Source organism: Paraburkholderia bonniea, from assembly GCF_009455625.1.
Taxonomy (GTDB): Bacteria; Pseudomonadota; Gammaproteobacteria; order Burkholderiales; family Burkholderiaceae; genus Paraburkholderia; species Paraburkholderia bonniea.
In genome coordinates, this window is sequence record NZ_QPEQ01000002.1 from 828,700 (window position 1) to 851,703 (window position 23,004).

The window sequence follows — 23,004 nt, forward strand, 5'->3', positions numbered from 1 at the left end:
TTTTTCAATTTCGGTGCCAGGCTCAAGCCCGCTTTGCTCCAGCGTTATTCACGCCCAAAGGCTGCGGGGTTATCCGTCACCCTGCGCTGGTGTACCCGAGCCATCCAGTTAGCGTCGTCCGGAACGCTGGCATAGACAGCAGGCTCCCGGCGCTGGGTACCAACAACCTGCGCCATCCATTCACGCCATTCAGCCGCCGAATTCATACGCCCATGCTCCACCAATCGCGTGCACTTTTCCGGCGATTGGCAAGAGACCTCCTGAGCCTCGCGTTTAACTGAATTAAGTGAATTAACCGGCTGAACCGGATAGGCCGATGCATCGTATGCGCCCGCGTGCCTGGCCGATGCCTGATGTGGCAGTCGCGCTTGATCCATGGTGTGTCCGGTGTTTTTTTGTCCCGCCAGGCCGGCAGCCATCGGGCGAGTCACCGCGCGTGGCATCGGCTGTGCGGTTGAATGAGCGTGAGCCGTTGCCGTTGTAACAGCCAGAGGCACAGCCTGCCGTTCAGGTAACACAACAGCGGCTAGATCAGCGGATGCAACTGGAACGCTCTGCTCACTACTTCCAGAATTCATCATGATGAGGCCCGCTATGGCTAGCATTGCGCTCAACGCGATCAGCAACGCCAGCATGTAATTGGTGCGAGACGAGCGGGCACGTGGTGCGCTTTCTCTCAGATACTCACCCGCATCAGCCATCGCATCATCGAGGCAGTTCGCGCCCGGACGCGGTGCAGACGCAGACGCAGGCCAGTAAGCGAGCATGCGGACAGAGGATCCAGGCCGCGTGGCAGGCACCGCGCGGCGGGACTCGCGGCGGGTCGTCTGTGGTGAAAAAAAGCCTGGCCATGCATGGCCAAACGGAGGGGGTAATCGATTTAGTGGCCCCAGCGCCGGAATCGCCAGATCGCCCTCAACCGCATGCAGCACACCCCGGCTCATTGCTGAGGGCTCCCATACGGCAACGGTGCCTGCTTGAGTTGTTCGACTAATTTCCGGGTAGTGGCGACAAGACAATCCAGCACACACGTTTCAGGCATCTGCTGCGCCGTGCTGGACTGCTGGAAATCACTCATCAAAAGGCGGCTCCCAACCAGGCCCATCGAACCGCTGAGCCGGTGCAGCGATGAGCGGACCCCAGCAAGATCCGCGCAGCGCCGGTACTTATCCAGGCGCGCCAGATCTTCATCCACTTCACGACGCCATTCCTGCAATAGCGAAAACACGTTAACGCCGCGTCGCGCCAGCGCGCCAAGATAATCGAGATCAAATAAATCTGAACCTGCCGGACAGTCAGATATCTGCTGGGACCCTGCAGCCAATGCCAGACCCTGACCCGCTTCTTCTGGCAAAAGTTTTTTCAGGCAGGCTCCCAGCGTATCCAGATCAACCGGCTTCACCAGTACGACATCGACGGGCGAACTGCTAGCTGGAGGGCCCTGCTCGACAGTGGCATCGGCAGTCAGCAGAACAATCGGCACACGGATCTGTACCGACTGCGATAGTTCACGCACACGCTCCGCAAACTCGATGCCGTTGATACCAGGCATCCGCAAATCAGTAATCAGAAGATCAAAGTGATCCCGCTCCATTGCGTCCAGCGCCTTGCTTGCCGAATCGGTGACGATTGACGTGAACCCAAGCACGCTGAGCTGGCGCGCCAGCACTTTGCGATTGACCGCGTTATCGTCAACGACCAGAACACGCCGTGGTCCATCGTCAGACGAAAACATGCTGGTCGGGCTCATCGTGTTCATGCTCAAACAAACTCAATCAATTAATTTGTGAAGGACGGCGTACTCGATCATCCCGGCCAGCGACTCAAGCCCCAGCTTTTCCTGAATCCGGGTCTTGTATGTACTGACTGTCTTTTCACTCAAAAATAACCGCACAGCGATATCCCGGTTATTGACGCCACGTGCCAGGTACTGCAGCACTTCTACCTCACGCGGAGACAGGGCCTCCAGGCGGGCAGCCTTGCCAGGAACGTTCATGGGCGCGGCAGGAAAACAGTCATAGCCAAAAAGTACCGTTTTGATCGCGGTCACCAGCTCACCCATTTCGCGGCCTTTGCCAACATAACCATTCGCGCCTGCAAGATGAGTGTGACCCGCCATAAGCTGTTCGGATTTTGCCGACAAAATCAAAATACGCATCTTGTTATTCACCAGACGAATCCGGCGAATCATGGAAAGACCATCAAGATTGGGTAACTCAAGATCGAGGATAAGCAGATCGGGGTTTTCAGAGAGCACCATTTTTAGCCCTTCCTCCCCATCGCCGGATTCACCGATTAACTCCAGTTCAGGGTCTTCCCGGATCAAGGCAGAAAGTGTCCTGCGAATCATCGGATGATCATCAACAATGATGATTTTTTTCATTCCTTGGCCCATTATAAATCTCTACTTTTATGACATAAACTCAAATTGCGATATGAAAATTCTGGATATTTTAAATAATTTTCTGCGGACATCAGAATTTTCTCCTCCTTTATAAAAAACTTGTACAAGATAAAATCTCGAAAATGATATTTCCAGGGTTATTCAAAAAATTAATGTGATTTTCATTAATATAAGACGATATTGATTTAATCAAAATTCACCCGGCAACCACCAAAGTGTAACTTTTGATTAATTAACATCGATTTATTTTTGAATAACATAGAACCAAACAAACAAGACAATAAAAATGCATGCATCCAGGCTACGCCCGGGTGCATGCATCTCTTTGCTATTGAATCAAACGCATGGACTTACTGCTGTGGTTCTGCGAGAACAGGTTCGACAACCGCTGCAGCCGGTGCAACTGGCTGCAACGATGTGGATTGATCTACAGGCACAACATCGCTATTGCGGCGCATGAAATTCAATTCCACTCGCCGGTTTGGCTCAAGACACTCAATTAGCGCATGACGGTTCTTGTCCGAACATTGCACGACAGGATTAGCCTTGCCCATACCCAAAGCCGTCATTGGAACTGCCACACCACCCGACTGCATATAGTGTTTGACAGTTTCAGCGCGCCGGGTAGATAACCGCCGGTTATAGCTATCGCTTCCGAGATGATCCGTATAGCCTTCGATCCGGATATTCGTGAGGTCGTTGGTCAACTTGATGTTCTGAATCAATCCATCAAGCTGCGCACGCCCACTCGGCAACATACCCGCCAGATCACTCCGGTCAAACTTGAAGGTGGCATCACCCTGAAGCGTGATCTTCTCCGGAACAACTGGAGCTGCCGCAGGCGGCGGCGTACATGCTGCCAGCGCCGTGCCGATATCAGGCAAACCTTTTTCAAGCGAATCAACGATCTGCTTGCTTCCCTTGAAGTCGCGCGTCCATGCCTCATGCCCGGCGCGGTACATCTCGACTTCCGCACAAGCCGTCAGGCGCTGCGCGTCGGTACAGGAAGGAAACTCCGGTGAAGACTTAGCCGCCAGCAAATCTTTCCAGATATCCGGCCGCAACGCCGATGACGTCCTGAGATCCGGATTGTCCGCGGACAATCCTTGCCCCGATTCAAGTGCTGCCGTCAGTTTGCCAGCTTCAAAGAGCGCCTCTTCGATGAAACCCCACTGGTCCCGATGGCCACGCTCATCTTGCGCAGCTTTGATCCAGCACTGCGCTTTGTAGCCAAAATAATTGTCCTTGCGCGGACCAAGCGCTTCCAGACGCCGTTGCAAATCAGCTTCTGCCGGCGTGCTGCGGACACTGCGATACATATCCAGCCATTCAGGCGAAGGCGCTCCCGAATGTGAATCTTGTGGCGTGCCAAAACCGCTATGCAAGATCGTCTGATCCTGAATCTGTAAAGCATCACGGGTGGCAGGCGAGGTACAACCGGTAATCACCACGGCAAGCGCGATGACCATTAATGAATACTTCATGTCATGTCTTCCATGAAAGAGGGTCGCACGGAAATTTCCCGTGCGACCCAGTCAGCTATCGTTTCAAACTCCTAATCTGGCCTGATGGCCATGCTTAGTTGCCGAGAACGATGCCAATACCCGCACGGACGATGGTGCTGTTGCCGCCCGAGCTGGAAACGCCAAGGTTGTAGTTGACCGTACCCTTGTCATTCCAGCGCGACACGCCAATACCCAGCGCCTGCTGACCACGGTAGCTCGCAACACCTGCATTCAAGGTGGTACGTCCTGGCAAGTACGGCGTCACCACGTTCAGTGCTGACGCAGCCGCAATACCCTTGGACGCATTGCGGTCGATGTCACGCATGGACTGATACACCCCGCCCATTGCGCTGCTCAACTGCCCCACGTTGACCGCGTCGGTTGGCGCAGAACCTGCCGCCACGTTGGTGATCTGACGCTCAGCACCAAGCGCTCCAACTGAAACTGAGTTGTCACGATCAGCCACCGAGCCTGAACCCAGCGCGACAGCATTCATTGCAGGTGCTGACGCATCCGCACCCAGCCCAACCGATTTATCACCCGCGACCACGGTCCGTGCACCCACAGCAATTGCTGAGAGGCCTGTTGCAGAAGCACCATTGCCGATGGCAATTGCATCAGTGCCTGTCGCAACCGGCGCTACAGGAGGCGTGCCGCTATCAGTAGCAGGACCGTTAATGGTGATGTACGTGTTGCCACCTGTACCGCCACCGCCACCTGTCGTGATGTTGCTTACCTTGCTTTGCAGCGCAGAGAACTGACCGAAGGTCACCGCATCGCCTGCATCGGTACCGTCAGCGATATTCGTCAGCTTCACCGGCGTAGTTGAACCAACACCACCCAATGTCACACGGCTCATGGTTGAGTCGTCATAAGCCACGCCATTTCCGGCCAGCGAACGGCTACCGACATACGCCTGCATCTGGCTAACGTTGACCGCGTCCGTCGCATCTACACCTGCAGCAACATTCTTCAACTGGCTAGCCGCACCACCCGCATTGAAGGTCACACTGCTCTTCGTCGCGTTGTCATAGGCAACGAACGAATTAGTGATCTGCCCTGTGGTGTCAGTGGTCAGCCCTATTGCCTTCAATTGCTTCAGGTTGACTGCGTCGTTATCAGTCTGCGCATCTGCAACATTCGACAGCCTGACCGGCGCAGCGCCAGTCGTGCCGCCCAGTGTCAACTGGTCATGCTTGGACGAGTCGTACACCACGCTATCGGCTGAACCGCCACCCGAGGAAATCTTCGCACTCAGCGCACTCAGTGCACCATCAATGCCCTCGTATGACGCGCCATCCACCTTATAGCTTGGCTTCGTTACCTTGCCATCGGCACCCAGTGCCGAACTACCACCCAGCGCCTGTGCAATGCTGGTAGCCGTGTCGAACAACTGCCCAGCATTCACGGCCTGCGTGCTACCGGCCGCTAATTTGCCAGCAGCCACATTAGCCAGAAGCACTGGAGTCGTTGAACCTGCACCACCCAGCGTCAACTGGTTATGCGCCGGCGTGTCGTAAATCACGCTGTCGGTTGAACCACCTGACTTGGCTGCTGCCGAAATCGCATCCGCCACGTTCTTGTAGTCTTTACCGTCAATGGTGTACGTCGGCGTGGAAATAATGCCCTTGTCGTCAACTGTCGTGCCGCCGCCAATTGCCTTCGCCAGGCTGTCCGCCGTACCAAACAGCTGAGCGCCGTTGATTGCGTCCTTGCTTGCCGACGAAACAGCGCCAATCGCCACATTCGTGATCTTCGTACCGCTAGCGCCACCCAATGAAATCAGGCCTTTGTTCGTGTCGTCATACGCCACGAATGCGTTGGTCACGTTACCAGCCGTATCGGTCTTGATACCCGCCGCCTGGAATTGCTTCAGGTTGATTGCATCGTTAGCTTTCTGACCATCAGCGACGTTCGACAGCGTGACGGGAACCGTCGAGCCTGCACCGCCCAGCGTCAACTGGTCGTGCTTCGACGTGTCATACACCACGCCATCCGGCGAACCCGTTGAACCCGCCGCCGCAGCAGCCGTCAAGGCCGAACCGATATCGGTATACGAGCCACCAGCAACCTTGAAGGATGGCGTTGTCACCTTGCCATCCTTGTCAATAACGGCCCCCCGCCAATGGTAGCCAGTACCCCTTTGAGCTGGGTAACGTTCACGGCGTCGGTTGTCTCCGTACCGGCAGCGACGTTGACGATCTGACGTTGGGTGAGCGTGCTGCCAACCGAAATCGCATTTGCCCGATCGGCTTTGGAACCCGAGCCTAGAGCAATGGCATTGGTTACCTTCGCCCCTACAGCCGCACCAGTGCCGATAGCCAGAGAATCAGTAGCTCCGATCCCGATCAGGATGCCCTTACCAATACCAATCGAGTTATCCCCATGGACGGTAGTGCTTGTACCCACCGCGATGGATCCTACGCCGTTAGCTGCAGATCCCGCGCCCACAACGACAGCATCGGTTGCGTTGGAACCCGTTGAGGCCTTTGCACCAACTACTACGTTATTGAGGCCATTGGTAGCTGCCTGGGAACCGACTGCTGTGGAACTAGCAAAGTTCGTGGCAGCACCAGCACCAACTGCAAGTGACAGGTCACCTTGAACCGAAGCCCTTGGACCAATTGCCATCGAATTAGTAGAACTCGCATCAGCACTCGCCTTGGCACCCGTCACTTTTGGACTGACCGCTATGTAGTCCGACAGAGGTCCGGCAGCCCCGATAGGCAGCATATCGGCATCTGGGGTAGCGTCCAGCAAATGCACAGCCGGGTCAGCCATCCGGCTTAATGGCTTTTTCAGCTCGGCGCGCAATGCATTCAGTTGCCCGAGTGTCACGACATCACTAGCATTTATGCCGTCTGCGACGTTAATAATGCGCCGTTCCGCACCAGCACTACCAACCGAAAACGTGTACTCCTCAGACGTTACGGAGTTGCGGCCAATAGCGACCGAGTTACTCGCCTTCGCAACGGCTCCAGGGCCAATTGCTACCGAATTATCGCCTTGTGCATTTGCCAAACCGCCAATAGCAACCGTATCGGCACCACTTGCCGTGGCCGCCGCCGACTTTGACACCACCTTCACATACTTGATAGACGTTTCAGTGATGTTGTTGATTCCGCCAACAATTGTGCTCAGCGCGTCCATCGCCTTGCCAACGTTGTCGTATTTCTTGTCACCGACCTGATAGCCGTCCGACAACTTGCCATCCAAGCCTACCGTGACGCCACCACCCAGCACTTTAGCAACGCTATTGGCTGTCTCGTACAACTGCGAACCGTTAATCGCGTCCTTGCTCGTCGCCGAAACTCCGCCCGACGCTACATTCGTGATCTTCGTGCTAGAAGCACCACCCAATGTAATGGTGCCCTTGTTGGTGTCGTCATACGCAACAAACGCGTTCGTCAACTGGCCGTTGGTATCAACCTTAATACCGGCTGCCTGCATCTGCTTCAGGTTCACCGCGTCGTTCGCACCCTTGCCGTCAGCGACATTCGATACGATCACTGGCGTCGTCGAATCCTTGCCGCCCAGTGTGATCTTGCCCTTCGTGGTGTCGTCGTATGCAACAAACGCGTTCGTCAACTGACCACTGGTATCAACCGTCATACCGGCTGCCTGCAGTTGCTTCAGGTTCACTGCATCGTTCGCACCCTTGCCGTCAGCGACATTCGATACGATCACTGGCGTCTTCGAATCCTTACCGCCCAGTGTGATCTTGCCCTTCGTGGTGTCGTCGTATGCGACAAACGCGTTCGTCAACTGACCACTGGTATCAACCGAGAGACCGGCTGCCTTAAGCTGGGCCAGATTGACCGCGTCGTTTGCGCTCTTGCCGTCGGCGACATTCGATACGATCACCGGCGTCTTCGAATCCTTGCCGCCCAGTGTGATCTTGCCCTTCGTGGTGTCGTCATACGCAACAAACGCGTTCGTCACCTTGCCGCTGGTATCAATCGTCATACCCGCTGCCTGCATCTGCTTCAGGTTCACCGCGTCGTTCGCACCCTTACCGTCTGCGACATTCGATACGATCACTGGCGTCGTCGAATCCTTACCGCCCAGTGTGATCTTGCCCTTCGTGGTGTCGTCGTATGCAACAAACGCGTTCGTCACCTTGCCGCCGGTATCAACCGAGAGACCGGCTGCCTTAAGCTGGGCCAGATTGACCGCGTCGTTGGCGTTCTTGCCGTCGGCGACATTCGATACGATCACCGGCGTCGTCGAATCCTTGCCGCCTAGTGTGATCTTGCCCTTCGTGGTGTCGTCATACGCAACAAACGCGTTCGTCACCTTGCCGCTGGTATCAATCGTCATACCCGCTGCCTGCATCTGCTTCAGGTTCACCGCGTCGTTCGCACCCTTACCGTCTGCGACATTCGATACGATCACTGGCGTCGTCGAATCCTTACCGCCCAGTGTGATCTTGCCCTTCGTGGTGTCGTCGTATGCAACAAACGCGTTCGTCAACTGACCACTGGTATCAACCGAGAGACCGGCTGCCTTAAGCTGGGCCAGATTGACCGCGTCGTTGGCGTTCTTGCCGTCGGCGACATTCGATACGATCACCGGCGTCGTCGAATCCTTGCCGCCCAGTGTGATCTTGCCCTTCGTGGTGTCGTCATACGCAACAAACGCGTTCGTCACCTTGCCGCTGGTATCAATCGTCATACCGGCTGCCTGCATCTGCTTCAGGTTCACCGCGTCGTTCGCACCCTTACCGTCTGCGACATTCGATACGATCACTGGCGTCGTCGAATCCTTGCCGCCCAGTGTGATCTTGCCCTTCGTGGTGTCGTCGTATGCAACGAACGCGTTCGTCAACTGGCCGCTGGTACCAATCGTAATACCTGCATCCTTAAGCTGTTTCAGGTTCACTGCATCGGTATCGGCCGTACCAGCCGCTACGTTAATCAGTTGCCGCTTGAAAGATGACGAGCCAAAAGACACCGCGTTATCACGGTCTGCTACCGCAGAAGAACCCACTGCAACCGAGTAAGTGCCGGTGGCCTTGGTGTTGTGGCCCAGTGCGATGCTCTCCGTACCCGTAGCGGTCGTGCCATCGCCCAGTGCTATCGCATTCCCACCCGTCGCACTTGCCGCTGCACCACCTGAGTTCACCACCAGGTATTTGCTCGTCTTCTCAGCCGCCGTCTTCGCTTCCGTTGCAGCCTTGTTTACCTCAAACAGCTGGCTGCCATTTACCGCTTCTGTGCTCGAAGCTGACAGCGTTCCTGCCTTCACGTTCGCAATCGTCGTGCCAGCAGCACCTCCGCCCAGCGTGATCTTGCCCTTCGTGGTGTCGTCATACGCAACGAACGCGTTCGTCACCTTGCCAGTTGTATCGACCGTGATGCCCGCTGCCTGCAACTGCTTCAGGTTCACCGCATCGTTCGCATCCTTGCCATCTGCAACATTCGAAACCGTTACTGGCGTGGTCGAACCCTTACCGCCCAGCGTCAGCCGGTCGTGAATCGACGAGTCATAGCTCACGGCATCAGGCGATGAGCCAGATAGCGCTGCGGCAGCAAGCGCTGAACCGATATCTGTATAGGACCCACCGCCCACTTTGTACGACGGTGCTGTCACCTTACCGGTGGTCGGATCAATTGCTGCCCCGCCGCCAAGCGCGGCAACTACGCCCGACAACTGGGACAAATTCACTGCATCTGTCGCTTGCGTACCCGCACCAACGCTGGTGATCTGACGAAAATTAGTTGAATCGCCCACCGAAACCGTATTTGCCCGAGCAGCAATGGATTTTGTGCCCAGCGCAACGCTGTTGCTTGCATTTACGCGCGACTCACTACCGATTGTCACGCTGCCTGTAACAGACACGGCGACAACGGCCGTTCTACCGATAGCAATCGTGTCCTTGTCCTGTGTGCTAGCGCCGTAACCTAGCGACAGTGACCCTACGCCGTTAGCTATAGCATCCTTACCCACAGCAGTAGCATTGTTTGCACCGGACCCTACTGAAGCACCTGAACCAATTGCCGTAGCGCCCTCACCATTGGTAGTTGCATTGGTACCAATGGAGGTGCTTTCCCCAAGGCTCGCTACAGCGCCTGAACCGATGGCAAGCGACGACGAACCCAAGACCGAAGCCTTTGGACCAATCGCCATCGAATTTGTGGTCTTGGCATCAACCGACGTCGCTGCACCACTCACCTTTGGACTGATCACGATGTACTGATCGATAGGCCCGGCGGGAACATAAGTAGTATCATCAGCTGCCAGCGACCGCACAGCCGGGCCAGCCATCCGGCTTGATGGCTTTGTCAACTCGGCACGCAATGCATTCAGTTGCCCGAGCGTCACGACATCACTAGCATTTATGCCGTCTGCGACGTTAACAATGCGCCGTTCCGCACCAGCACTACCAATCGATACCGTGTACTTCTCAGTCGTTACGGAGTTGCCGCCAAGAGCGACCGAGTTAGGCCCATTCGCAACGGCTCCAGGGCCAATTGCTACCGAATCATCGCCTTGTGCAGTTGCCAAACCACCAATAGCAACCGACTCGGCACCACTTGCCCTAGCCGCCTTCCCTTGTGATATCACCTTCACATATTTGATGGACGTCTCAGTAATGCTATTGATTCCGCCAACAGTTTTGCTAAGTGCGTCCACCGCCTCGCCAACGCTGCCGTATGGCAAGCCGCCGACCATATAGCTCGGCTTGGACACCTTGCCGTCACCCCCGACTTTCGCACCACCACCCAGCGCTTCAGCAATGCTCGAGGCTGTGTTGTACAACTGGGAGCCGTTAATCGCATCTGTGCTTGCCGCCGAAATTCCGCCTGCTGCAAGATTCGTGATCTTCGTGCCAGTAGCGCCACCGCCCAACGAAATATTAGTTTTGTTGGTGTTGTCGTATGCAACAAATGCGTTCGTCAACTGGCCGCTGGTATCAACCGAGAGACCGGCTGCCTTAAGCTGGGCCAGATTGATCGCGTCGTTTGCGTTCTTGCCGTCGGCGACATTCGATACGATCACTGGCGTCTTCGAATCCTTGCTGCCCAGTGTGATCTTGCCCTTCGTGGTGTCGTCATACGCAACGAACGCGTTCGTCAACTGGCCGCTGGTATCGATCGTAATACCTGCATCCTTAAGCTGTTTCAGGTTCACTGCATCGGTATCGGCTGTACCCGCCGCCATGTTCACAATCTGGCGGAGCAATGATGTTGTCGTCACTTTGCCCGTAGCGTCCTTCACCTCGGCTCGACCTACCGACACCGTTTGCGCCCGGTCCGCGACTGTACCGGTTCCCAACGCAGTAGCACCATTTGCTGTTACCGTTGCCTCAGCACCCAATGCCGTTCCACTTGCTGCCTTGACGTATGATTTCCCACCAAGAGCCGTATTGAATCCCCAGTCACCTACAACACCCGTCTCAGCGTATGCATTCGCTCCGATCGCAGTGTTATAGCCACCGCCATACGCACCGCCTTTTGCCGCTGCGGCATCACCAAGTGCGAGGTTCTTTCCATAATCCGATACAGCCTTCGTACCAATTGCGATGCCGCCACCATCGCTGCCAGGACCATTAGAGATTGCACCCGATCCGATTGCAATAGCGTTGGTAGAAGAAGCCGTTGCCCCAGCACCCGTCGAATTCACCACCACATATTTATTATCAGTACCGCCGCCACCACCACCGCCACCACCTTCAGCCAGTGCCTTAATTGCATCTCCTACATTCCTGTAGGTCGAGGCACCCACCTTGTACGTTGGCGCAATCAGTTTCGAGCTGTCTTTCTTGGAATCATCCAGCCCAGCGCCACCACCCAGTGCTTCAGTTAGCTGCTTTGCCACACCCTCAATAACATTACCGAGGAGGCCGTCTCGTTGCTGAGACGAGATATCAACTGTTCTAAGTTGCGAGCCGTTAACCGCGTCACTGCTGTTTGCCAGCAACGAACCATCTTTCAGGTTAGTGATAACAACTTGACCTGTAGAGGTATCTTTACCGCCTAACGTAATACGGTCACGTGTTGTCGAGTCGTACTGAACAACGTTGGGTGCCCCGCTGATAGCGTTCTGAATGGACGTCTTCAATTGCCCAAAGTTGACCGCATCGGTGTCTTGCGAACCAGCCAGCACATTGGTAATTTGCCGCTCAGCACCCGCTTTACCAACTGAAACGGTGTTTTCCCGATTGGCAACCGAATTCGTACCCAGCGCGATAGCGTTCTGGGCCGAGGCCAAGGCATTCCCGCCGATCGCAACCGATTCTTCACCCACCGCATTGGCATCAGCCAGAACCGACTTGGCCTTGAAATATTTTGCCAAATATGCAGGCGTTTCATCAGGAGGAGGAGGAATAGGAATAGGCGTGCCTCCGCCTCCCTTAATCGCCTCGTTCAATTGCCGCAGGTTAACCGCGTCTGTCGCGGCAGTTGCATCGGCAACGTTTGTAATCTGACGTTCGGCATTTTTCGCACCAACCGACACGGAGTTGATACGTGCTGCAATAGCACCTGAACCAAGGGCAACCGAACCAGATGACGCGGCAATTGCATTCGCACCTAACGCCACCGAGGAAGCACCGGAAGCACCGGCACCCTGACCGAACGCTGCTCCTTGAGTACCCATCGCGTAAGCTTCGGTACCTATAGCCATAGCCTGGTAACCCGAAGCCAGGCTGTTAAAACCCACTGCTATGCCCTGACGGCCATTTACGGTCGCCCCATAGCCAAGCGCTACACTTCGATCCCAAACTGCCTTGGCTTGCCCCCCGATGGCAACAGCACCGGTATAGCCGCTCGAACCTGACTGGGCTCCATCACCAATCGCAATCCCTGAGATGCCGCCTACGGTCGTCACTTTGGCATTCGGACCAATGGCAATGCCGCTCACGCCGTCAACCGTCGGATAATCGCTCTTGTCGCCCTTCCCGCCCTTCACCAAGACATAGGGGTCGTTATAGTAATTATTCGTCGTGGTTGACTCGCCGCCCCCAAAGCAGAAAATGAACAAAAAGCAGCCCCATGCGTTAACCGCCTTCGGGTCGGTAGCAGCCGCTTGCGTACTATCTGTGGAAGCGGGGTTGAGATTACCCACCTCACTCGATCCGCCACTACTAAAAGGTTTGGGATCAGCAGCATTCGCTACTTGCACCGCGCCTAGCAACATGGCCGACGCCACCGCGCTAGACATCAGGTTCCGGCTGCGTTTACTGGATTTTTTGCCACTACTCTTAGTGGTTTCGGCTGCGGCAACGTAGGTGCCCGACGCCGCACTCCATACTGACTTGTATACTTTATTCATTCCTCTTGATTCCTATTAAAAACGGGCAAACCCCGTTTGCTCGTGATTTCTGAAACACACAACCGCAAAGCAGTCGTAAGCGGAAAACCTAGCAATCGCGCAGATAGCCCAATCCAAGTTTTTCACGTGTCGCAAATTTACGCGGCCAGCCATGCCTCAAAAATCAGAAAAGCAGAAATCTTTGTAGGAATTTTCCGATTAAACAAAATAGCGCGCTTTTAAAAAAATTGAGATAAAAAATATTCAATTAATTCATTGAGTTAATCGAATGAAGTCATCAAAAAATAAAGCGTTGCGCCATGACAACAACTGGATTTCAAAGCAAAAATATTATTTATAGATGGCAATGAATCAGCCTTAAGCCCTGATCCAGCAAGGCTGAACCGTCACCATGCCCGATAAAAATCGACAAATCGATCAATGTGTTTGGGAAATAAATACCTTCGAATGGGGAAATTTCTCAAGCCTCATAGTCACCCGGGTTTCTATACTCGCGGCAGACGTAAATACTCATCTGCAATGAGTCAACCGTCTGTTTTTTTGTTAATACATTCGGAAAACCTTCAACCCGTAATATTTGTGTATTTTTAAACAAACCCTTTTACTCAACCTTTCACACTCACCTTTAAAGAGATAAACCATGAAACTCACGCAAATTCGTAATAAACGCAAGCAACTCGGCCAAGGCATGACTGAGTACATCATTATCGTCGCGCTAATTGCAGTGTCGGCTATCGGGGTGTATTCGCTGTTTGGCCAGACGATCCGTAACCAGACGGCCGGTCTGACCAATGAGATGGCCGGACAGAACGCCCAAACCAATATTGGTCAGGCCAAGGCCAATGCGAACCTGTCTACAACCAATTCCAACAAGACGAAAAACATGGGTACTTATAACGACGCCAACAATGTAGGTCAGTAATACGTCCTATCTGGATCAAGCATCATGAAACGCTCTGCCCGCAAGGACAGGGCCAGGGTTGCCAGCGCTAGCGGGCAAGCGCTGGTCCCTGCACTCATCTTTTTACTAGTCGGTGGTATTAGCGTCTATGTGGCATTCAACTCGTTCCAGCTGACGAGTGCCAAGATCAAGCTGCAAAACACCGCCGACGCAGCCGCATACAGTGCCGCAATGCTGCAGGCGCGTGACTACAATTTCACCGCCTACGCCAATCGCGCAATGGTTGCCAACCAGGTAACCGCAGCCCAGATAGTCGGCCTCAAGTCATGGATCGACGAACTCGACAACCGGTACACCTACATCCCGGGCCAGTCGGATGCGGACGACATGATCAATGCCTTTGCCGATCACCCTGAAAAATGGACCGGCCCCAAAAGCCGTGGCAAAGCTGAGATCGCGCCTGTTCGAGCCACGCTTGACGCATTGCTGCCCGTCGTCGCCAAAGACATCGGAACAATCATTCATGGCTTAAGCACGGCTCAGATCAATTTCCACGCGGGTGTATTTACCGCCGTGCCACAGGCCGCCAATGCGGTCGCCCAGCAAAGCCAGAAAGACACGCACGTGACTGAAGGGTATTTCGTCAGTCCGCGCAACGCCTATCAGCTTGCTGCGTGGAAAACCTATACGCGGATCGCATCGCCTGCAGGCACGATTAACAAAGACCATTTTGCAGATGTCGTCACAGACCGCGACACGCTCGATCCTTTCACCAAAAATCGCCGCTCAACTGGCAGCACCGCACCGGACTACCAGCAGATCAACGACACCGCTGGGAAAATCTGCCGCCGCGGCGATTCCGGAACCATCATTGGCCGGGTGTCGCACGAAGGTGGCACGCAGTTACGCCGCGACAAAAAAGGCTGGCAGGCAATTGATGTGAGTTACACCACGTTGACAGTGTCGTGCCTGCCAGATCTCGGGTTGCTGACCGCTGGCCGGGCAGGTGCCGCTAACGGCAAACTGCCTATGTATCGAGGTGTCCCCACCTTTCTCACCAGTGCGCCCTTCGTCTCGTTTGAGAATGACTGGACCGGTTATGGCGGTTACTACAACTTCGGTGCCGACTCGAGCGGGCGGCCTGGCATCGTGCCCAACGCCATGGCCACTCAGATCGCGGTAGGCCCAGGCATCGTCATGGACCCGGCAAATGGCGGGCTGCAACCATATCAGGACCTCCCGGGTAAGCCGCTCGCCGCCGAGGCACCGCGCATCACGATTGAGCTGGAACGCCAAAGCGACACGCTGACAGCAACACCAGGCATTCAGGGCGGAGGCCGCATGAGGGTCGCTCCTAGCACGGCAGGCGACGTTCTGCGGGCGCTCTCCAGCGCTAACGCTTACTTCATGCGGCCCAACGAAGGCCCAACAGGCAGCACGAAAAGCGGCTCGCTTTCTTATAGCCGCTTTTGGTCCCGGGTCGACGGTAAAACTGAATACCCCAGCATGTTCAACCCGTACTGGCAAGTGCGTCTCGCACCGGTCAGCGACAGCGAGCGTAAAGCCGCCTGGAAAGACCAGATCTCTACGCCCGTGTCTCGATAAAACCAACATGATGTCACTCACTTACTCACGCCCACGTGCTCAACGTGGCCAGGCCATGACGGAGTTTCTCGTCGCCGCCATGTTCGTCATGGGGGTTTTATTTCTGGCCATCGCCATGCTGGGCAAATTTAATGATGTCCGTAACAAGACCTTGATGGGCTCGCGCTACGTCGCGTGGGAACGTACCGTCTGGCTCGACTCCGACGCCCGTGAAAAAGGTATGCACAGCGACTTCGACTGGTTTTATGGGAATGCCGGAGCAAGTAACAAAAACGATGCAGAGCTGCATAACGAATATATCCAGCGCATCCTGGCACCCGGCTCCAAGCCCAGCAATACAGACAAGCAAACGGCAGGACTGCCCGCGATGCCGGTCATGTGGAACAACCACGGTGGGGAAGCCTTCGTCAGCGACGACGCAAATATTGCGGTAACAACCAGCATCAGGCCCACCCCCGCGCCTCAACTGGATCAATACAGCGGTCAGGTGTTTGGCAAGATACCGACGGTCGGTCATGGCACCTTCAACGCAAAGATCGGGTTGGCTACTGAAAACCTGCAAGCGGCCACTGTCAGCGTTTCAGTCGCGCAGAACAACGCAACGCTCCAGCGCCTGTTCGGTAACACCTTTAACGGCCTGACATTCCGCGATACCAGCGTGATCCTGAGCAACTCCTGGGTGCCCAATGGCCGGAACAGCGCCTGGGACCTGTCGACTCAGGCAGTTCCTGTCCGGCAGTTCGACATCATCGACCCAACGCTCTACAAGCCCCTGCAGAAATACTCGCCGGACATCTCCACGCTGGACATGCGCAGCCCCGGCGGTAAAGACATCGTTCCCAAAGACCGTCTCGCACCATGAAGCTCGCTCAACTTATTTTTCGTAGCGCGTGGCTAGGCTGTGCGTGGCTGTCCACTGCGGCGCTTGCTGACTCCGCCTGCGACAAGCGGCCCGTCAAGGCGGAGCGCACCGAAGTCTTCGGACAAAACCTGCTGGTCAATGGCGTTCCAACCACGGTGCTGGGACAGACTTTCGCTGGTTCGCCAGAAGAAGTCATCGCTGAGTTCCGCGCGTTCTGGCGCAAGCAGCAAGTGCCCGCAATGGGGCGGCGCAACGCGTCCGGCATGCTGCTAAGCGCGCTCGACACAAGCTGCCACTACGTGCTCACCATTCCGCTTAAAGCAACGGGTGGGCGCACCAAAGGCATTCTCAGCGTGACCCGCTTAGGGGGGGAAGCCCCCCGGCGTCAGATCCCCGACCGGGCCGTGCCGTTGCCAGACAGCGCCCACGTCATTTCCGACGTCGAAAGCCATGATCCAGCCCAAGCCGGTCGCACCTGGCTCATCCAGTTGCCAGGGCAAGCCGCCGGCAATGCCGAACGCTACCAGGCCAGGCTCGCAGCTCAAGGCTGGTCCACCGTCGCACAGGCACCGTCCTACAAGCTCGATGGCTCACAAAGAGTCGTTGGGCGCATGGCGATGATGCAGCGTGGTGACGATCACGTCGATGCGATTTTTTCCGATCAGGGAGGCCAAACCCAGGCTGTCATCAATGCAACAAGGAATCGTTGACTTATGAAATTCCCCCACTCCTCAGCACCTGCGCCCAGGCAGCAACGTGGCCAGGCTGGCACCGAATATCTGGTGATCACGATGGCCATCGCACTTGCACTGGTCGTAGCTGGTGTGACATCACCCTCAACCATTGACCAGTTAGTTGACGCATTCAAGTCACTTTTTAGCGCTTATAGCTTCACCCTTTCACTGCCCTGACCGGTATAGGGCACTCTGTCATGCTTAAAAAAATCAAACTTCGCTCCCTTCTCGGGAATTCATGGGTCTTGTTGCTGGCCGCCATTCTGGTGGCAGGTGGTCTGACCTACTTCATGTACCAGTACCTGAACACACGGGAACAAAATCTCAAGGCCGAGCTAGCGGGCAAACAAGGCCATGGGGTGGCTGTAGTCGTCCCGAGCCAAGACGTTCCGGCAGGCACACCGCTTGCAAGCAATGTCTTCGTCGCACGTGAAGTTGCCACGGATCTGGTTTATGACGACATGATCCGGGCCGATAGCTTCGACCAGCTCCGCAGCGCCAAGCTGGTCCAGCCTGTGCGGCGCGGCTTGCCGCTACGCGCATCGGACATTGATACGCTGGGCAACCGTGATTTTTCGGACGCCGTGCCGGTTGGTGAGCGGGCAATCACGCTCGAGATCGACATGATCAACTCAAACAACGAGATGGTCCGGCCTGGCAATCACGTCGATATCTACTGGGTAGGTGCGGGCAACAATGCGATGGATTACAAATCAACCGCACCGTCCGAGGGCACGGCCATCCAGTTGCTGCTGCCTAACATCCTGATTCTGGCTACCGGGCAGGACGTGCGGCAACGCGATGCTGGCGAAGCCATGAACAACGGCATGAATTCGAGTGGCAATGGGCTTGATAAAAGCACGTTTGGCAGTGTCACCGTACAGGTGCCTGTCGCTGAAGCCGCCCGCCTCGCGCTGGCGCAACGGGTCGGCGCACTGCGCCTCGTGTTGCGTAACTCCAAGGACAAGAGCCTGGATGTTCCGACCTACCTCAGCGAAGAACAACTTTTTGGCACGGGCAAGCGTTCTGGCAAAAGCGCTACGCCGAATGTCATCGAGTTCATCTCAGGCGGTAGCCAGAACAATGCAACCAAGCTGATTCCGGTTGATGTACTCAACTCTCACACCAAACCAGCCGCTGCTCCTGCCGCACCCCAGCACAGCGCAGCCGCTGCGCCAGCCGGCGCTTCCACTCCTGACACCACAGCGCCGGCCAAAGCGTCGAGCGTCTACGAGCAGGCCAACGCTATTGCCCAACAATTGCAGAACCTCGATTCGCGCGCCAAGCCGGGTCGAAACTAAAGTACAGAGCACAGATTTCGATCATGAAAGTCAAACACTACGCACAGGCATTTCCACGCCGTGTAATCTCATCCGTCCTCGTTGGTATCTTGCTGTGCAACGCTGCACCGCTGGCATTGGCACAGGCCTCAAGCACGCTCTACAACACCGGAACCCCCGCCCGAGGCAGCATGCTGGACCTCTATCGCGGCGAAGTGCGCATGCTGCATGTGCCTGGCACGATCAAGCGCATCGCCGTCGGCAATGGTTCGCTGATTACCGCCAATGTGGTGGATGGCCGTCTGATGCTGATCGGGGAAGCGCCTGGCGTGGCCTCTCTGGTCGTCTGGAATGAACGGGGCATCGCGCTGCAAACCACCGTTCGGGTAGCGAAAGGCGATGTCAATTTCTCCGTGGAACAATTGCGCACCGTGCTGCGCACCGTGCCCGGGCTGCATATTGATCCGGTGGGGCCGAATATCGTGCTCTCCGGTGTGGTTCACCGCAACATGCTGCCGCTGGTCAAAGCTGCTACGGAAGATCTGACAAACGTGATCGACACCACGACCACCGATGAAGGCGATGCGCTCAAGAAGACCATCCACTTCAAGGTGCAGATCATGGAGCTCACGCGTAATGCCCAGAAGAATCTGGGGATTGCATGGGACAGCTCATTCGCTGGCCCAACAGTTGCAGGCCAGGGGTTTCTCAAGGCAGGGGCCAACCCAGAGGCAGCATTCGCGTCGACAGCGGCGGGCAGCAGCTTGTTCGTCGCGGGCATCGCGTCCAAGATCGCTTCCAGAATCAACCTCGCCATCAACGATGGCGATGCCTTCCTGCTTGCCGCACCTGAACTCAACACCAAGAGCGGTGGCACCGCCACGTTCCTCGCCGGTGGCCAGGTGCCAATCCCGCGTGCAGGCGCACTCGGCACGACCGACGTCGAATTCAAGGACTACGGCATCAAGCTGAACATCCGTCCGGTGGTCGACGCGAACAACATCATTTCCGCCAGTCTCGACACCGAGATCAGCCAGTTGGATCCATCCGTTTCGTATGGCGGCTACCCGGGCTTCCTGACGCGCCGGACCACCTCCGACATCTCGCTGCGCGCGGGCGAAACGCTGGCGATCTCCGGGCTGATCAGCGCCGATGCGCTGGAAAGCACGACGGGCCTGCCTTATCTCAGCAAGGTGCCCATCATCGGCAAACTGTTTGGCTCAGAGAGCTTCCGCGCCAAGAAGAGCGATCTGGTGATTTTTGTCACGCCGGTGATCTCCGATCCTTCGCAGGCACCCAACACGAACCTGCTGTCACGCGCCGATGCTGTTGATGAGCAATACCGCGAGCGGTATGGCGCCCCTAGCCCGCTGGCTAAAGCCGCAGATAAAAATGCGACGCCGGAACCGCGTCAACGGATCGCGCCTACCCAGCCAATCCCTGTCGCACCGGTCCGGAGCCTGCCTTATCAAGCCACGCAGTGGACTCAACCGCCAGCGGCACAGCAGCCCAGCCCAGCTCCCGTGCCGAGCTCCTCAGCCGGGCTGGCAGACGCCATCCGCATGCTGAACACCCCACGCGACACCTCTGCTGCGGCCAAGGCTGGAGCCGCGCCTGCCGCCGCACCGGGCGGCAAGCTGCCCGCACAACAAGTTGGCGTGCTCGGTAGCTCGGGTAACTGACCAGAATTAATCGAGAACCTCAATGCTTAACTTACAGATTCAGCCACGCAATGCATCTGCCACAACGTTCACGCTGGAAGACGGCTGCACGATTGGCAAAGATGCAAGCTGCGACATCGTTATCAAGGGCATGCTGGTCGGCAAAGTTCACGCGCGCATCGTCAAGCAGCAAAACGCGTATTACATCGAAGATCAAGGTGGCATCACAGCAACGCTCGTCAATGGCGAACCCGTGACGCGCTACGGCCCGCTCAATGGAACGGACACCATCGAGATCGGCACCACTACGCTGAAAATGCTCGAATCCTCGCCTGCTCAGGCGGCTCAGGCGGCTCAAACAGCTCCCGCTATGCCGCCAGCAGCAGTCGCAAACGCCGCAGAGCAAAGCATCACGTTTAGAGCGGACCGCGAACCCGGCATGGCGCTGCCCGCAACGTCCTCATCCTCAAAGACGACGCTGTTCACCCAGCCGCAGACAGCCAGCACAACACCTGCCGCGCCAGTAGAGGTGCAGGCACAGATGCCAGCGCCCGTGCCACAGACACCATTGCGCACAGCACCGGTGCGCGTCAAAAAGACAGCGCCCGAGATCCTCACGGTGTCGCCCATCAATAGCCCTTCGGGCATCGAGCTGCGCAAGCTGGCACACATGCGTGTGATCGCCGCGCTTGATTTGCGCCGCTTGAACGTAGCGCGCATGGAAGATGACGAATTGCGCAACACCGTAAATAGCGCGCTTGACGACATCCTTCAGCACGATCCGATCTTCCGCAACGCGGAGGTTCCACTCAATGCGCTCAAAAAGGCCGTGTTCGACGAAATCATTGGGCTGGGGCCGCTGGAAGAACTGCTGGCAGATACAAGCATCAGCGAAATCATGGTCAATTGCCACGATGAGATCTTTGTCGAAAAGTCAGGGCAGCTCACTCGCTCGTCGGTGATCTTCACCGATGACCGCGCCGTGATCGGTGCAATCGAGCGGATCGTCGCACCGATCGGCCGCCGTATCGACGAAAGCTCACCAATGGTCGATGCGCGGCTGTCTGATGGCTCGCGTGTGAATGCAGTCATTCCACCGCTCGCCCTCAAGGGGCCCAGTATCACGATCCGGAAATTCTCCACGCGCAAGCTGGACGGCGAGGATCTGGTGAATTTCGGCTCGATGTCGCCAGAAATGCTGGAGTTCCTGAATACAGCCGTTGAGCAACGCGCCAACATCATTATTTCGGGCGGCACAGGCTCGGGCAAAACCACTTTGCTGAACGTGCTGTCGAGCTACATCCCCGATAACGAACGAATCGTCACCGTCGAAGACGCAGCCGAGCTGCAACTGTCGCAGCCCAACCTCGTCTCGCTGGAAGCCCGGCCCGCCAATATGGAAGGCAAGGGTGCCGTGCATATCCGCGATCTCGTGAAGAACTGCTTGCGGATGCGTCCAGACCGCATCGTGATCGGCGAATGCCGTGGCGGCGAAGCACTCGACATGCTGCAGGCGATGAACACCGGCCACGACGGCTCGCTGACCACCGCTCACGCAAACGCGCCACGTGACTGTATCGCCCGGCTGGAAGTGATGACGCTGATGGCTGGCCTTGATCTGCCTGTGCAGGCTATCCGCGAGCAAATCTGCTCCGCCGTAGACATCATCGTGCAGCAGACCCGCTTCTCATGCGGCTCACGCCGGGTCACGCACATCACCGAAGTCAGCGGCATGGAATCCGGAGTCATCCAGTTGCAAGACGTGTTTGTGTATCGCCAGAAAGGCTTCAATGAGCAAGGCAAGATCACCGGCGACTTTGTACCAACGGCTTATATCCCTGATTTCTATCAAGACCTGATGCGCCGTCATATTCCTGTGAACACCGAAATATTCACGCGCTCAGCAGAACACTAGGCCGGTCACCATGAATCCCCTTTTTATTCTGATACCGACCTTCTGCGGTTTCCTGTTTGTCATCTGGCTCGTCATGCGGGTGGGTAAAACCGCATTGACCAGCCGGTCGCGCGACATGGCCAACGAAGTGGAGGCCTCGCTTGCCGAAGCCTTTGTTTTCGTGAACCGGCAAAAGGTCGCTGCCTGGACCATGGCAGCCATGCTGGCGCTGCCGCTCGTCACCTTTCTTCTTAGTGATAACTGGCTAGTCGCACTCGCTACGATCCCGCTCGCGCTGATACTGCCAAAACGAGTGCTGGCCGCGATGCGCAAGAAGCGGATTGCGACACTCGAAAAGCAGTTGCCCGATACGTTGCTGATGATGGCGGGAGCGTTGCGCGCAGGTGCCAGCTTTCCTAGCGCGCTCGAAAGCGTCGTCCAGGAATCCGCACCTCCCATTTCGCAGGAATTCGACTTGCTGATGCGCGAAATTCGTCTTGGCGTGGATTTGGACACGGCGATGCGCAACGTCGAGAAACGCATCCCGGTACCCGACTTCATGATGGTGACGGCAGCGGTCACCATCGCCCGGGAGGTCGGCGGCAACCTGGCAGAGGCGCTTGAATCGGTGGCCCGCACATTGCGCGAAAAACTGCAGATGGAAGGCAAGATCAAGGCGCTCACGTCGCAAGGCCGGATGCAAGGCATTGTGATGACCTGTTTGCCCCTGTTCCTGATGCTGGTGCTGCGCTGGATGGAGCCCACCGCCATGGAGCCGCTCTTTAGCAAACCAGTTGGCTGGGCGACGCTAGGTGTCATCGCCGTCATGGAGTTTCTCGGCTACAAGTCGATTACCAAGATCACCAATATCAACGTGTAACC

15 protein-coding genes are annotated in these 23,004 nt (G+C 56.3%); 9 read left to right on the forward strand and 6 right to left on the reverse strand.

Annotated features, from left to right (window positions below; translation table 11 throughout):
- Positions 1-44: 44 nt before the first annotated feature.
- The 6 genes from GH656_RS17335 to GH656_RS17360 form a co-directional block, all read right to left on the reverse strand.
- Complete coding sequence (locus tag GH656_RS17335; protein ID WP_153077264.1) at positions 45-944, reverse strand: hypothetical protein; 900 nt, start codon at positions 942-944, stop codon at positions 45-47.
- Positions 941-1,759 (reverse strand): Hpt domain-containing response regulator, encoded by an 819-nt coding sequence (locus tag GH656_RS17340; protein WP_153077265.1) that lies wholly within the window; start codon positions 1,757-1,759, stop codon positions 941-943. The genes GH656_RS17335 and GH656_RS17340 overlap by 4 nt, the downstream gene beginning before the upstream one ends.
- A gap of 12 nt (positions 1,760-1,771) precedes the next feature.
- Positions 1,772-2,383 carry a response regulator transcription factor gene (locus GH656_RS17345; protein WP_153077266.1) on the reverse strand — a complete coding sequence of 204 codons (612 nt, stop codon included), beginning with the start codon at positions 2,381-2,383 and terminating at the stop codon, positions 1,772-1,774.
- Between the two features lie 371 nt (positions 2,384-2,754).
- A complete protein-coding gene (locus GH656_RS17350; protein ID WP_153077267.1) occupies positions 2,755-3,888 on the reverse strand; it encodes an OmpA family protein in 1,134 nt (377 codons plus the stop codon).
- 94 nt (positions 3,889-3,982) lie between these two features.
- Positions 3,983-6,001, reverse strand: coding sequence for a YadA family autotransporter adhesin (locus GH656_RS17355; protein WP_246184353.1), 2,019 nt, complete (start codon positions 5,999-6,001; stop codon positions 3,983-3,985).
- The gene (locus GH656_RS17360) at positions 5,998-13,185 is read right to left on the reverse strand and encodes an ESPR-type extended signal peptide-containing protein (protein WP_153077269.1); all 7,188 of its coding nucleotides are present in this window, start codon (positions 13,183-13,185) and stop codon (positions 5,998-6,000) included. The genes GH656_RS17355 and GH656_RS17360 overlap by 4 nt, the downstream gene beginning before the upstream one ends.
- A 640-nt stretch (positions 13,186-13,825) precedes the next feature.
- On the opposite strand from GH656_RS17360, the gene GH656_RS17365 reads away from it, so the two are divergent.
- The 9 genes from GH656_RS17365 to GH656_RS17405 are packed head-to-tail and all read left to right on the forward strand — an operon-like array spanning position 13,826 to position 23,002.
- Entirely contained in the window at positions 13,826-14,107 is a 282-nt protein-coding gene (locus GH656_RS17365; protein ID WP_153077270.1) for a Flp family type IVb pilin, read from the forward strand.
- Between the two features lie 24 nt (positions 14,108-14,131).
- Positions 14,132-15,691 (forward strand): pilus assembly protein TadG-related protein, encoded by a 1,560-nt coding sequence (locus tag GH656_RS17370; RefSeq protein WP_153077271.1) that lies wholly within the window; start codon positions 14,132-14,134, stop codon positions 15,689-15,691.
- 7 nt (positions 15,692-15,698) lie between these two features.
- Positions 15,699-16,553 (forward strand): hypothetical protein, encoded by an 855-nt coding sequence (locus GH656_RS17375; protein WP_153077272.1) that lies wholly within the window; start codon positions 15,699-15,701, stop codon positions 16,551-16,553.
- Positions 16,550-17,263, forward strand: a complete 714-nt coding sequence (locus tag GH656_RS17380) for a hypothetical protein (protein ID WP_246184354.1) — start codon at positions 16,550-16,552, stop codon at positions 17,261-17,263. Before GH656_RS17375 ends, GH656_RS17380 begins: the two co-directional genes overlap by 4 nt.
- Positions 17,264-17,266: 3 nt before the next feature.
- Positions 17,267-17,464 (forward strand): hypothetical protein, encoded by a 198-nt coding sequence (locus GH656_RS17385; RefSeq protein WP_153077273.1) that lies wholly within the window; start codon positions 17,267-17,269, stop codon positions 17,462-17,464.
- Between the two features lie 20 nt (positions 17,465-17,484).
- Positions 17,485-18,588 (forward strand): Flp pilus assembly protein CpaB, encoded by a 1,104-nt coding sequence (gene cpaB / locus GH656_RS17390; RefSeq protein WP_153077274.1) that lies wholly within the window; start codon positions 17,485-17,487, stop codon positions 18,586-18,588.
- Positions 18,589-18,611: 23 nt separating this feature from the next.
- Complete coding sequence (locus GH656_RS17395) at positions 18,612-20,249, forward strand: type II and III secretion system protein family protein (protein ID WP_153077275.1); 1,638 nt, start codon at positions 18,612-18,614, stop codon at positions 20,247-20,249.
- A 22-nt stretch (positions 20,250-20,271) separates the two neighbouring features.
- The gene (locus GH656_RS17400) at positions 20,272-22,143 is read left to right on the forward strand and encodes a TadA family conjugal transfer-associated ATPase (RefSeq protein ID WP_153077276.1); all 1,872 of its coding nucleotides are present in this window, start codon (positions 20,272-20,274) and stop codon (positions 22,141-22,143) included.
- Positions 22,144-22,153: 10 nt separating this feature from the next.
- Entirely contained in the window at positions 22,154-23,002 is an 849-nt protein-coding gene (locus tag GH656_RS17405) for a type II secretion system F family protein (protein WP_153077277.1), read from the forward strand.
- Positions 23,003-23,004 lie beyond the last annotated feature (2 nt).